This window comes from Candidatus Omnitrophota bacterium (genome assembly GCA_040755155.1).
GTDB lineage: Bacteria > Hinthialibacterota > Hinthialibacteria > Hinthialibacterales > Hinthialibacteraceae > JBFMBP01.
Window position 1 is genome coordinate 17,599 of the sequence record JBFMBP010000079.1, and the last position, 13,604, is coordinate 31,202.

The 13,604-nt window shown below is 52.6% G+C and carries 10 protein-coding genes; 7 read left to right on the top strand and 3 right to left on the bottom strand.

From position 1 onward, the window contains the following. Nucleotides 1-13: 13 nt before the first annotated feature. Together AB1656_10745 and AB1656_10750 are read right to left on the bottom strand one after the other, a co-directional pair. Nucleotides 14-1,129 (bottom strand): DUF481 domain-containing protein, encoded by a 1,116-nt coding sequence (locus tag AB1656_10745; protein MEW6235854.1) that lies wholly within the window; start codon nucleotides 1,127-1,129, stop codon nucleotides 14-16. 92 nt (nucleotides 1,130-1,221) lie between these two features. After that, nucleotides 1,222-1,482 carry a hypothetical protein gene (locus AB1656_10750; protein MEW6235855.1) on the bottom strand — a complete coding sequence of 87 codons (261 nt, stop codon included), beginning with the start codon at nucleotides 1,480-1,482 and terminating at the stop codon, nucleotides 1,222-1,224. A 47-nt stretch (nucleotides 1,483-1,529) separates the two neighbouring features. Between AB1656_10750 and AB1656_10755 the strand changes: the two genes are divergently transcribed. The 6 genes from AB1656_10755 (at nucleotide 1,530) to AB1656_10780 (ending at nucleotide 6,952) form a co-directional block, all read left to right on the top strand. After that, nucleotides 1,530-2,966, top strand: coding sequence for a hypothetical protein (locus AB1656_10755; protein MEW6235856.1), 1,437 nt, complete (start codon nucleotides 1,530-1,532; stop codon nucleotides 2,964-2,966). A gap of 131 nt (nucleotides 2,967-3,097) precedes the next feature. Further along, nucleotides 3,098-3,310 (top strand): type II toxin-antitoxin system HicB family antitoxin, encoded by a 213-nt coding sequence (locus AB1656_10760; protein MEW6235857.1) that lies wholly within the window; start codon nucleotides 3,098-3,100, stop codon nucleotides 3,308-3,310. Beyond that, nucleotides 3,303-3,527, top strand: a complete 225-nt coding sequence (locus AB1656_10765) for a type II toxin-antitoxin system HicA family toxin (protein ID MEW6235858.1) — start codon at nucleotides 3,303-3,305, stop codon at nucleotides 3,525-3,527. Before AB1656_10760 ends, AB1656_10765 begins: the two co-directional genes overlap by 8 nt. An 82-nt stretch (nucleotides 3,528-3,609) precedes the next feature. Then, nucleotides 3,610-4,605 (top strand): GDP-mannose 4,6-dehydratase, encoded by a 996-nt coding sequence (locus AB1656_10770; GenBank protein ID MEW6235859.1) that lies wholly within the window; start codon nucleotides 3,610-3,612, stop codon nucleotides 4,603-4,605. Nucleotides 4,606-5,094: 489 nt separating this feature from the next. Next, entirely contained in the window at nucleotides 5,095-5,814 is a 720-nt protein-coding gene (locus AB1656_10775) for a sugar phosphate nucleotidyltransferase (GenBank protein ID MEW6235860.1), read from the top strand. Next, nucleotides 5,807-6,952 carry a DegT/DnrJ/EryC1/StrS family aminotransferase gene (locus tag AB1656_10780; protein ID MEW6235861.1) on the top strand — a complete coding sequence of 382 codons (1,146 nt, stop codon included), beginning with the start codon at nucleotides 5,807-5,809 and terminating at the stop codon, nucleotides 6,950-6,952. Before AB1656_10775 ends, AB1656_10780 begins: the two co-directional genes overlap by 8 nt. A 41-nt stretch (nucleotides 6,953-6,993) precedes the next feature. Here the strand turns inward: AB1656_10780 and AB1656_10785 are convergent, their stop codons facing one another. Then, nucleotides 6,994-9,726, bottom strand: a complete 2,733-nt coding sequence (locus AB1656_10785; GenBank protein ID MEW6235862.1) for a M14 family metallopeptidase — start codon at nucleotides 9,724-9,726, stop codon at nucleotides 6,994-6,996. Between the two features lie 247 nt (nucleotides 9,727-9,973). Between AB1656_10785 and AB1656_10790 the strand changes: the two genes are divergently transcribed. After that, nucleotides 9,974-13,483, top strand: a complete 3,510-nt coding sequence (locus AB1656_10790) for an FAD-dependent oxidoreductase (GenBank protein ID MEW6235863.1) — start codon at nucleotides 9,974-9,976, stop codon at nucleotides 13,481-13,483. The last annotated feature ends 121 nt before the right edge of the window (nucleotides 13,484-13,604 follow it).

Here is a 13,604-nt window from a genome sequence, read left to right on the forward strand (position 1 = left end):
GCGCCGGGCGGCGCTAAAACGAATACTGCAAACCGGTGCGGATGGAGATGTCGTTATTTGTCACTCCTTCGCGCGAGGGTTGGCTGTCGAATTCGTCGGTTAGGTTGAGCGTCCAAGAGAGCGAATTGGAGATTGGCGTCAGAAATGTCGTCTCGGAAATAAACCTTACCGCTCCCAAATCGCCGAGGCTGGGATAGACCGTCAGCAACTGGCTAAGTTTGGATTTCTCGAAAAGGGTTTGGGAATATTCGATGCTGGCGCGCAGCGAGGCGTCGGTGGAATTGTCGCCGCGGCGGTAGATTTCTTCCGTGAGGCCGAAACCGATATCGCCCATCAGCTCGGAGCGTTCGACTTTCCAAAAGCGGTAACCGGCGCCGAGGGTTCCATCCGCGCGCAGGTCCAAATCCTTGAAGCGGTCGTGTTCCAATTTCAAATCGCCGAAAATATAGCGGTCTTTTGCATAAAAGATGCGCAGATTGGATTGTTGGCTGGCTTCCGTCGTATCGACCAATCCTTCGCTCTCGCCATAGCCGAAATTGGCGCGCAAGGTAAGCAATTCCTTTTCCGCGGCGCGTTTGGCCTCGCTCTTGACGAAGAGATTGAACGCCTCCCGGTTTCCCATGCGTGCGCCGCCTAAAAGGGATACGCCTCCCGACCAAAGTTTTTTGATATTCGTCCTATCGGCGGTTTTTTCTTTGGCGGCGCCGAGTTCCTTGGTTGTTGATGGTATTTCCGCTTGCGCCGGTTGTTGTTCCGCAAATTTTGCGGCTTCCGCAGGATGAACGAGTGCGGCGATATTATCTTTTTGGATGGCGATCGAACCTGAATGAGGGGAAGCCAACGTCATCTCGCCGTTCTCGCCGCGATGGAAGTTTCCTATAAACCTATCGCCGTTCGCCGCGATAACGCCGATCTCCTTGTCCGTCTCCAACGATAGAACTTCACTCCAAGACAGCGTGAAATCCCCGGCGTAGGGAGTATGAAGATTCAATTTCCCATCGGTCAGGCGCACGATTTCTCCGCTGAGCCGGTCTCCGTTTTTCATCCAAACATGATCGGCGAAAGATGTCTCCATGAAGTTGAAAACGAAAAAGCCAAAGAAAAATAAGCATAGGCGATAAACGTTCATTCTTGTCATGACTCCATATTTCATTATGCGGGAGAAAATACATATTAACTCATGTTACGCATTTCCATACCCTCGCTCTTTGGGTTGATCTTTCATCGCAAGTCGAGGAGATGCTCAAAGGCAGAAAAAACCTTGCCCTTGCCACCTCCATATTTTCTTTTATAACGATTTACTCTGATAAAGAATGACCTGCCTAGACGGATAAATCCAATTCCCATTTTTCCTCCGTTGTCTTTGTTGACAATTTTTTCCCCCAAAACGCCATTTTTTCGTAAAGAATCGATTCTGCGCCGCCGATAGTAATAGACAAGATGTAAAGGCGAACTTTCAAAACTCGGTACAAGACGTTTCAAGCCAAAGTTTCCTGCGCGAGGAAACTTTAGAAAAGCGAGACGGCGCTATGGTCAATGCTATTGGATTGCTTCAGGGTCAAAGCTCCTTTGGAGCAGGTCTTATCAGCGGATTTCTCAACGGTCAACAAATCGGAAACCAAAATTCCCAAAATCAAAACCAACTTATCAATGCAAGCCGATTGAATCTCAATCCTCTCAATCTCAACCAAAAAACGGGATTGAATCTAGCCTCTCCTTCCAATTCGGCGGCTTCACTTCTGCAAATTCCGAACAAAGAAACCGAAAAATCGGATCAGAACGCAAAAGATAACGATTCCGATAAGGTCGATTTATCGAATTTTGCGCAAGAAGCAGCCCAACAGGCGATCGAACAGGCGCAGCAATCGCCGAAAACCGGCGCTACAAATTCCATAATCGTAAGCGCCGACGGGCGTTATGAAGCATCCATCGATCTGCAAATCAACCAAGATGGCTCATACGATCTGGAATTGGCGGTAAGTTTCGCCCAATCCCGCGCCGCTATGATTAATTCTTCCTCGTCTTCTTCCAACTCATTGGCTTACCAGCAAGACAACAGCGGCGATGAGACTTTAACTCCAACGAATGCAACTGGTTCGGAAGCATCCGCCAATGCGGGCGCTGTTCCGGCTGAGCAGGCGAACGCCGTTCCCGCCAGGAGCAGTTTGAATTCCGCCTCCGCCTCTTATAACCGCTATACTTCCTACGAACAGACGTTGGAGACGCGCGATTTTCAAGCCCGCATCTTCTACGAAGAGGCTAAATCCGTCGCCGTGAGCGCAGAACAAGCCTATGGCTCCGAGGCGGGCAGCCAGTATCTTTCCGTTGCCGGGGAAGTGGCCAACGAATTCACGTTGAATATTTCCATCAGCGGCGCCGATATCAACAATTTTAACAGTGTCGCCCAGGATTTGACTCAGTTTGACGATTCGGGTACGCTTACGGGATTCCTCGACGCTGTGGGTGCGGTTTTGAACTCCGATTCCAGCAACCTCGGCTCCTTCCTCGACGCTGCGCAAGGATTGATGAGCGCAGCGCAGGAGCATGTTTCCAGTAAATTAAGCGGATTCTTTAGCGATATGAACGACAAGTTCGGCGCGACGCTTGAGGATATGGGCTTCGCTCCCGATTTCCTGCAAAACGTGGGGACTGATGTGGAGAACGACCTGCAAACCTTCTTCTCCGCTACGAAGAATTTTCTGCAGAATCTGACGGGATCCTCTCCTGACGCCGTTGAACAGAAAAACGCCGATACGCAGGCGATGGAAGCCTTGAATCAGAACTTGGAGAAGATGCGCGAAGAACGCAAACAACTCATGAGCGGCGATCGGGCGAATAATCCCCAACTCGTGGAAGCGGCCGAACCGCAAACCGCTGAGATAACGGTTCCGGAACCTGCCGAATCCGCCGAAGACGCTGCGCAACCGGAAGTGAATCAAAACAATCTCGTTCAGGATTTAGTATAATCCTCGCCCAATAAACATATTCCAGCGCCTTGGGAACGATCTTCCGAAGGCGCTTTTTAATTTTATGGAATCGTTATATGATCGTTTATGAAAATTATAGCGAAGTCGGTTATCTGGTAGGGAGTAAGTCCATGAAATTCCGGGTTATTGTCGAACAGGACGAAGATAACGTTTTCGTAGCGCAAGTTCCATCTCTTCCCGGTTGCATCTCTCAAGGGAAAACGCGGAGCGAAGCGCTGGAGAATATCAAAGAAGCTATGGAAGGTTATTTGGAAAGCCTTCGAGAACACAACGAACCCATACCTCCCTCTATAATGGAAGAAATAGTAGAGATCAATGCCTAAATTGCCGCTTATATTCGGAAAGACGGCGATAAAAACATTTGAGAAAATTGGTTACGTTTTCGATCGCCAAAAAGGTAGTCATATCGTCTTACGTCATATAGATTCGCCGCACAGACGCCTAACAATTCCTAATCATACAGTTCTTTCCAAAGGAACGCTTCGCGCTATTCTGCGCGAAAGTGGATTGAGCATCGAAGAATTCATCGAAATTTTATAAGTAAAGCGCAATCAATGAACAATCATTAAAACCATTTTTTATTCGTATAAAATACTAAAAATAACAGGAGACAAATCATAATATGGAACGGTTGCGGGACCGGCGCGTATTGGTTACGGGAGCGGGGGGATTCATCGGCTCTCATTTAGTAGAGGCGTTGGTTCCACTATGCCAGCGGGTAACGGCGCTGATTCATTACGATTCCCGGCCCGGCTTCGGCAATCTTGAGTTTCTTACGACGGATATCCGCCGCGATGCGCGCATTCTCTCCGGCAACGTAGCCGATCCCTTTTTTGTGCGGCGGGCGGTGGAGGGGCACGATTTGGTTTTTCATTTGGCGGCTTTGATTTCGATTCCCTATTCCTATATCGCCCCGGCGGCCTATTTCCGCACCAATGTCATGGGAACGCTCAATGTGCTGGAAGCCTGCCGTTCGGAAAAAGTGCAGCGATTGGTTAGCGTCTCCACTAGCGAATGCTACGGCAGCGCCCAGTATACGCCGATGCCGGAAGAGCATCCCCTTCATGCCCAATCGCCTTATTCCGCCTCCAAGATCGCAGCGGACAAAACCGTGGAAAGTTATTATTGCTCCTTCGGCCTGCCCGCCGTCATCATCCGGCCATTCAATACCTACGGCCCACGGCAATCCGCCCGCGCCGTCATTCCTACAATTATTACGCAAACCCTCTCTGATGAATCCATCATTCGCTTGGGATCGCTGACGCCGGTGCGCGATTTGACTTTCGTGGAGGATACCGTCATGGGACTGATCGCCGCTGCCGTATCCGATGGCGTAGAAGGCGAAACCATCAATCTAGGCGTGGGACAGGGCGTGTCCATAGGCGAATTGGCGCGGCGCATTGGCTCTCTCACTGGCATCAACAAGGAAATTGTCTGCGAGGAGGAGCGCATCCGCCCGGAAAAGAGCGAAGTAATCACCCTTATCAGCGACAATTCCAAAGCGGCGCGGCTTCTAGGCTGGAAGCCGAAAATCGCTTTGGATGATGGATTGAAACGCACGATCGATTTTGTGCGCGAGCATCCCGATTTCTATCGTCCGGGGACGTATTTGATTTAAGAATGATGAATGATGAGCCTCCACACCGAAGAAATCAGCGATAGCAGAAAGAAAAAGGATTGAGGAGTTTTGGCTCGGCAGGAGCCTCGCCCTCCCTTCTTGTTCGAAGGTGAATTGCGGGAGGGCGAATCTGCGTTTTTCCCCCTGTGTCCGGCATTGCGGCATGTCATTTCGAGGGAGCGCAGCGACCGAGAAATCTTCAACCCGCGTGTGGAAGGATTTCTCGCTATCGCTCGAAATGACAGAGTCGCAGCATGACAGAGCCATGATGAGCCTGCCAGCCTTCTCTTTTCTTAGGAGCGCCCTACCCGCGCTTCGCGGGCTAAATCAGAAAGAAACACAAAAAAATCGCGCTCAGGAGCCTAGACGCTTAACTCCTCAATTATCAGCGCTTACGAAAAGTGTTTCATAAGAGTGATGAGTGATGAGTGACAGGCTGCGCTTCGCGTTAAGCCTACTCAACGCAACTATTAGAGGAGATGGATTTTTATGCGCGCTGTGATATTGGCGGGCGGCCAGGGGCGGCGATTGAATCCTTATACGCTGGTGCTGCCTAAGCCTCTTGTACCCATTGGCGATCTTCCGGTTATCGAAATTGTCGTGCGGCAACTGGCGCATTATGGCTTCGAGCGGGTTACTATCGCTGTGGGCTATCACTCGGAACTGATTATGGCCGTCATGGGCGACGGCGCTAAATGGGGATTGAATATCGACTATTCCCGCGAAGATCGTCCCTTGAATACCGTCGGCCCTTTGCGTTTGATCGACGGACTCAATGAACCATTTCTGGTAATGAATGGCGACCTTCTCACAGACCTGAACTACAGCGAGCTGGCCGCCGCCCATTCCCGGCATGGAACCATCCTTACAATCGCTTCCTGCAAACGGCGCGTTAAGTTGCAGCTGGGAGTGATTTCCTACGCCACGGAAAACAACCGCTCCATCATTACCGGCTATCGCGAAAAGCCCGCCTTCGAATACGAAGTGAGCAGCGGCATTTATATTTTCGATCCCCGCATTTTTGATTACATTCCCGAAGGCCAACCGTTCGGCTTCGACGAATTGATGCTGCGTTTGCTTGACGAAAACGAACCGGCGGCGCTCTATCATTTCGAAGGCCATTGGCTGGATATGGGAACGCCGGAAGATTTGGAACGCGCCAACGAAGAGTTCATGAACTACCGCCAACGGTATCTGCCTAATGAGTAACTGGAAAATTCCCCTATTCGAACCCGAATTCACCAGCGAAGATATCGAAGCGGCCTGCGCTCCGCTGCGCGAAGGCTGGATATCGATGGGCGAACGAACGTATGCGTTCGAAAAAGCGTTCCGTGATAAAATCTGCGCCGCGCACGTTTTCGCCGTCTGCAACGGCACTGCCGCGCTGCATTTGGCGCTGGCGGCGTTGGGAATCGGGCGCGGAGATGAGGTTATTCTGCCTTCTCTCACCTTTGTCGCTTGCGCGAATGTTATCGTCCAGCAATGCGCAATTCCTGTTTTTACCGATTGCTGCAGCGAAGAAGACTGGACCCTATCGCCTCAAGATATCGAGCGCAAAATCACACACGGCGCCCGCGCCATTATGGCGGTGCATTACGCCGGATTCCCCTGCCGCATGGAAGAGATTGTCCCCATTGCCCGCCGCCATAATCTCGCCATTATCGAAGATTGCGCCCACGCTCTTTTTTCCATTCGTAAAGGAAAACCCTGCGGCCTTTGGGGCGATATCGGCTGTTTCAGTTTTTTCACCAACAAAAATATGACTACCGGCGAAGGGGGAATGTTGACCACAAACGACGACCGCCTTGCCGAGCGCATCCGGTTAATGCGTTCGCATGGGATGACAACTCTTACGCTGGATCGCCATCGCGGCTACGCCCGCTCTTACGACGTAGTCGAGTTTGGATTCAATTACCGCATCGACGAAATCCGCGCCGCGTTGGGATCAAGCCAACTCCAGCGAATGGATTCCCGTCTCTTGCGCCGTAAAGAAATTTATTGGCATTATTTGGAAAAACTAAAAGATATAGACGGAATTATTATTCCATTTCAAGATCGTACTGAGGATAACGTCGGTTATCATATTTTTCCTATTTATATAAAAAAATCATCCATACGCGATCAGCTGATGGATGCGTTGAAGCAGGAAGGCATACAAACTTCCATCCATTATCCCCCCATTCACCATTTCATGGCGTACCGCGAAGCGGGATATTCCGCCGAGTGCCCTCTAACCGAACGCTTGACGTCGGGCGAAATCACCCTGCCTTTTTACCCGTCCATGTCGGAAGAACAAATCTCCATCGTATGCGAATCGCTGCGGCGGAATCTATTGGCGCTTAGTTAGTAAAGCAATAGAAAAATCCTATCCGCGCAAACGCCGCGCCCTCACCACGGAATGGGAGATTTCGCCCCCAAGCCCGGACCGAGGAACACGGCGTTCCATAATAAGCGCGTGGTTTCGGGATAGTAGCCTCGGTCGTCCGGTTCGCAGGGGAAGAGAATAATCTGCCCTTTTCCTTTAGCCTCGCGGGTAAGATAAGCGCTTTTGGCCCAACGGCGGCGGGCTTCCGGCCATACTAAACCGCTTACGCGCAGGTTTTTTTCGGCGGCGAATCGAACCGGCGTTTCCACCGGCGGCTTTGAATAATAGGAGTTGGATGACCGGACTATAACGGCCAAAGGATTGTTGACGCCGAACGCCAACCAATGCTCTTCATCCACTCGCGCCCGCAAGAAAGCGCCGCGCGGGCTGAAACGTTTCTCCCAAGCGTCCTGTCTTTTAAGTTTTTCTATGTCTTCTTTCTTTTTGGCCGTCTCCGTCGCATCCTTGATATCGGATGGTTGATAATCCCATATATCCGCCTGGCTGGCGGACGCCGTTAAGGCTTTCTCTTCTCGATCAACGGCTTCGTCATAGAGTTCCATCTGCGGCAACGCCTCGGAACGTTCGCGGACGGCGGACATTTCCGCCTTGGGATCAGTCAGAAAGGAGACGGCGGAACCGAGAGCGATCAGCGTACCGCCGTTTTCCACCCATACTTTCAAGAGTATAACTCCTCCTTCCGGCAGCGCCGACATAGAAGGAAGAATCAGCGCATTGTATTTCCTCAAATCCAGCGCGGACAACAGTTCGATATCCAAACAGGAAACGCGGGCGCCATAGACGGCGTCGAGCCAATTCCATGTCTGCCCAAAAGACGATGCGCTGACAGTACGGCCAAGAAAAAGACCGATGCGCGGCGGCGTCAACAGGATGAAATACTGCCCGCCGAGATCGGTTCCCTCCAAATCGAGCGCGGAATCGGCGGCGTGAAAGACCGCGCCGCTTTGATGGCTTATTGCGGGAATCTCCGCATGAAGACGGCTGGAATTTTCCACATTGCGCAAAAGAAAACTTCCCTTTACGAATGACTTGCCGCCGCTATGGAAATCCCGCTCCGCCGCCCGTATGGCAAATCCCTTTTCCAACAACGACGATACGGCGAAAGTGGAAGCATCGTCGCTTCCATCCAAAACGTAACCGTACTTCGGATGCGACGGAATGGCGATAGGCTCCTTTGTAAAGGAGCGAATCGGGTCCATCTCCGCATTCACCGGCGCCGTGGCTTGATAGCAAGTTGCGCCATAAGCAATGGGCATAGACCACGCAGTAACGTCGTAAAGGCGCGTCGCGTTCTTTTTCTCCAACTCGCGCCGCTCTTCTGTCAGAAAAGAGTCCTTCATGCGCGGATCGAATTCCATGACGGCGTTGAGGACGTGTTTTTGGGGTTGATTTACGGGAATGATCCAAGCGCCTGCGGGCAGTTCTTTTTCGTTAAACGAATCGCCGAAGGAAGAAGCGAGACCCTTGGCCGTAAAAGGCTTCTGCGCCTGATAGATTTCGATCCCCTGCCATAGCAGGTTTTCTATCAAGCGATTCGTCCGCGCGGCGTTGGTCGCCGGTTCGATGAGGTAAGCGCAAACTTCTTTGTCCGCGGGCGGCGCGACGGTTTTCTTTTTTTCCCGATAATAATCCGTCAATAACTCCTGGCGATTGTCGGCGAGCGTTTGCAGATTGGCGAGGGAACTGACGATGTGATGATGCACGGTCTCGCGGTACGTCATCGTCGTCCCATCGGCGCGGCGCACGGCGGAACCGTCCACGCCCGCCTGTTCGTAGAGAATCATAAGCGCCCCGCTGTAGGCGATCCATTCCGAATAGCCGGGATAAAACATATCCAGCCATTCGCGGGTGTAATAGCTCCAACCGTAGCGGTCGAACGCTTTGGCTTGATCCTCGGCGAAGCGCTTCGACCATTTTTCGTGCATGGGGGTTAGGTTTTGATTGACCGGCTCGCGGGGCGGCGAGAAGAGGTAAGTATCCAGCGGCCCCATTTCGTGCGAATCGACCATCAGCTGTGGGCGCCATTCTAAAAATGTTTTAACGCGGGCGCGGCTTTCCGGTTGGGAAAGGATGAAGAAATCGCGGTTCAGATCGAAGAAATAATGGTTGCCGCGCCCCCACGGCCATAGTCCCGTATGGTTAGCGCTCTGGACGTCGGGATTGAGAATCTTGCCGTTGAACGAACGCATCTGAGCCAGAAACCGCTCGCGCCCGTCGGGATTCTGCAAGGGATCGATGCACACAACGGCTTCGCGCAGGGTTTGTTGCGTGACGCCATCCTGTCCCGCCGCCAATTGATAAGCCAGCCAGACAGCGGCGTCGGTGCTGGATAGCTCGTCGCCGTGGATACTGTAGGCCATCCAGGCGACAGCGGGCGTATTTTGAATAAGGGCGTCCGCTTCCGTTTCGCTTTTAAGCATTCGGGGATCGAAGAGTTTTTGGATTCCCGCTTTGATCTCATCCAATTTTTGCATATTCTCCGGCGAAGAGACAACGAGCAGCAGCAGTTTTCTTCCTTCATGGGTTTCGCCGTAAGGATAGAGGCGGATGTTCTCTTTCGCTTGCGCCAGCGTTTGAAAATAGGAGAATAATTCGGCATAGGAAACGGGATGGCTGCCAACTTCATAGCCGAGAAAAGCGCCCGGTTCGGGAATCGCAGGATCGTAGACGCAGCTTTCGACGAATGGCTTGTCATACGCGGCGTTCTCTCCTGCGCCGCTTAATAAAACGGACATAAAGATTGCAAAATGAATTGTTAATAAGTAAAGAATCGATTTTGCGCTTTGGCGAATCGTCACGGTTAAAATCCTTTCGGTCGAAGATGAACCACTCAAGGGCAAAAAAAACTTGCCCTTGCCACCCATTTTTTATATAGGCTATTTACGTTCTCATAGGAAGAGGGATAAATAAAGTCTATATTAGCGTGATCGAGTATTTCTCGCGGGTGAAATGAAAAACTTGCTTAATAGTGGAGAATCTATTATGAAACAAATTTCATTGGTTGCGTTTCTATTTACTCTTTGCATGGCGGCATTCGGCGCCGAGAGAACCGTTATTGAAAGCGCCCGTCAAATTCCTATCGCTTACGATGTCGACGTCGTCGTCGTTGGCGGCTCTTCCGCGGGCGTCGCGGCGGCGGTGGAAGCGGCGCATAGCGGGGCCAAGGTTTTTCTCGCCGCGCCGAGAACGTATCTGGGCGACGATCTCTGCGGAACCTACCGCTTTTGGCTCGAACCGGACGAAAAGCCTGAATCGGAACTGGCGCAAAAAATGTTCGCCGAACCTCCTGCTGGCTCAGGGCCGATGGGAAAAGGATTGCCATTCACTTACGCGGTGGATATTCCTTCCTCTGGCGTGCATAAAGATACGGATCCCCCCTCGCGTTTGTCGGACGGCCAATGGAAAAGCGCCTCCAACCAAAGCGTTCAATATGATGGAAACGCGAATATCGTTGTCGATTTAGGCGAAGCGAAATCCTTCAAACGCATCCACCTTTTGGTCTTCCAACGAAACGAGGATTTTGAAGTGGAAAAAACCGCTGTTTCCATCAGCGGCGATCAACAACATTGGAAACAGATTGTCATCATTAAAAACGACGCACTCGGCCAGGCGGAAGCAGAAGAAGATGCCATCGATCTTGCCGCGGAAGTCGATGCCAAAGCCCGCTATGTTAAATTTTCCATAAAAAAAGGAAACGGCGCCAAGCGGATTTTATTAGGCGAAATCGTCATCGAAGCCGACGCGCCGCCAAAGGAATCCACGACGCATGTGCGCATCCCACCGACGCCCCAACAAATCAAACTGGCGTTAGATAGAGCCTTGCTGGATGCGAAAGTTCCCTTTTTATACAGCTGCTTCGTTACCGATGTCCTGCGCGATGAGGAAGGCAAACCGGCGGGCGTCGTTATTGTCAACCGCAATGGACGCCAGGCGGTGAAAGCCAAAGTCGTCATCGACGCCATGCCCCGCGCCAATGTTGCGAGAATGGCGGGCGCCGATTTCGCGCCTTACCCCGCCGGACTGCAAACGTTTCAACGCGTCGTCATTGGGGGAGAGATGAAATCCGGCGCGGGAATGACGGCGCGGAAGCTGCTTTCGCCAATTCGGGCTGGCGCCAAGAACGAAGAATACAACGCCTTCGAATATACTCTGACGCTGCCTATGAAAGACGCTTCTTTCGCCTCCTTCGCCGCAGCGGATCAAATCGTCCGCGATAAAACCTTCGACGCGGCGCAAATGGACGCTGCGGAAGTTCTTTTTCAAATTCCTCCCGATCCCATGAAAGGAAAAAAGAGTTTGTCGGGCGCATGGCCGGGCGCGATGAAAGCCGATCTGGACGTTTTTCGTCCAGCGAATCAGGAAAGAATTTTCGTCCTGGGCGGATGCGCCGATATCTCACGGGATGCGGCGGAAAAACTGCTGCGGCCTCTCTCCTATTTGGAAATGGGAACGCGCATCGGACGCGCGGCGGCGGACGAAGCGATGAATATTCCCGGATTGCAAGGCGTTCATTTGCCCGGCGTAAAAGCCAATACGGACATAAAGGGCGAAGTGAAAGAGATTCTCTCCGGCCTTCGCCCGACGGATGAAGGCATCCCCACAATTCCCGCCGAAGAACGCGCCCTGCCTATCCTCGGCGAATACGGCGTCGCCATCATCGGCGGCGGCACCGGCGGCGCTCCCGCCGGAATCGGAGCGGCGCGTCAGGGCGCGAAAACGTTAGTCGCCGAATATCTGTATGGGCTGGGCGGCATCGGAACTATCGGCCTCATCGGGCGTTACTATATCGGCTACCGCGACGGCTTCACGGCGGAAGTGGATAAAGGCGTCGCGGAGATGGGGGCGGACAGCGACCGCCGCATTAACGGCTGGAATGTCGAGTTGAAGATGGAATGGTTGCGGCGAGAACTGCGAAAGGCGGGGGCAGACGTCTGGTTCGGCGTATTGGGCTGCGGCGCGTTCGTGGAAAACGGCTGCGTCAAAGGAGTCATCGTCGCCACGCCGGAAGGCCGCGGCGTGATTCTCTCGAAAACCTCTATCGACGCCACCGGCAGTTCGGATATCGCTATCGCGGCGGGAGCGGATTATATGTTCACTACGGCGGAACACGCCGCCCTGCAAGGGACGGGACTGCCGCCGCGCCAACTAGGCGCCAATTATACCAACACGGATTACACCTTTACCGATGACGCCGATCCTGTGGACATCTGGCGCTCCTTCGTTACGGCGCGGGAAAAATTCCAAGGCGCCTACGACTTGAGCCAGATTATCGATACGCGGGAACGGCGGCGCATTGTTGGCGACTTCATCGTTTCGCCATTGGATATCTTCAACCGCCGCACTTATCCCGACAGCGTCGTCCTTTCGCGCAGCAATTTCGACACTCACGGCTATACGGTGCATCCCTGCTTCATGTTGAAGCCGCCCGATAAAGAAACCGTTCTCGCTTATACGCCCTATCGCAGCCTGTTGCCAAAAGGCTTGGATGGCATCATCGTTACCGGTCTCGGCATCAGCGCCCACCGCGACGCTATGCCGATTCTTCGAATGCAGCCTTGCATTCAGAACCAAGGCTACGCGATGGGCATCGCCGCTAGCATGGCCGCCAAAGAAGGTAAGGGAACGCGAGCCATCGATATCAAAGCGTTGCAAAAAATCCTTATAGAAAAAGGCAACCTGCCGGAAAACGTATTAACCGATGTCGATTCCTATCCTTTCCCCCAAGAAAAAATCGCTCAGGCCGTCAAAGACGCCGCCAACGATTACCAGGGGATTGGAATCATTCTCGCTCAACCGGACGACGCTCTGCCCTTGCTGCGACAAGCCTATGAATCCTTCGGCGCGGCGGAGACGAAAGCGGCTGTGGAAGAAAAAACGCCCCCGGCGCTGAGCCGAACCCTCGATGCCGCCGAAGCGAAAAAAGCCAAATTGATCTACGCGCATATTTTGGGAGTCATGGGCGATGCATCCGGCAGCGCCGCTTTAGTGGAAGCCGTCAAAGAAAAAGAGTGGGATAAAGGATGGGCGTTCACTGGAATGGGCCAATTCGGCGGCAGTCTCAGCCCCGTGGACAGCCTGATCGTCGCCTTGGGAAATACGCATGACAAGCGGGGCTTGCAACCCATTCTCGACAAGGCCAAACAGTTGGAACCGTCAAGCGATTTTTCCCATTTTCGAGCCGTAGCGATGGCGTTGGAAACGCTGGACGATCCCGCCGCCGCCAAGGTTTTGGCGGATTTGCTGAAAAAGACGAACATGACGGGCAACGCCATTGCGGATATCTCCCAGGCCATTCGCATCGACGCCGCCACGCATGGAACGGACAATACGATCCGCGACCGCACGCTGCGCGAATTGATTCTGGCGCGCGCCCTTTATCGCTGCGGCGATGTAGACGGCCTCGGCGAGAAAATTTTGCGAGAATACGAAAAAGACCTGCGCGGACATTTTGCCCGCCATGCTCATGCGGTTTTGAAAAAGAATGATGAATGATGAATGATGAATGATGAATGATGAATGATGAAAAAGGATAGTCCACGGTTGAAAACAATCTTGCCCTTGTCGCTCGAGTCGCGTTGGGAAGGCTCAAAGCGAAGCGTATCCCGCCAGTATC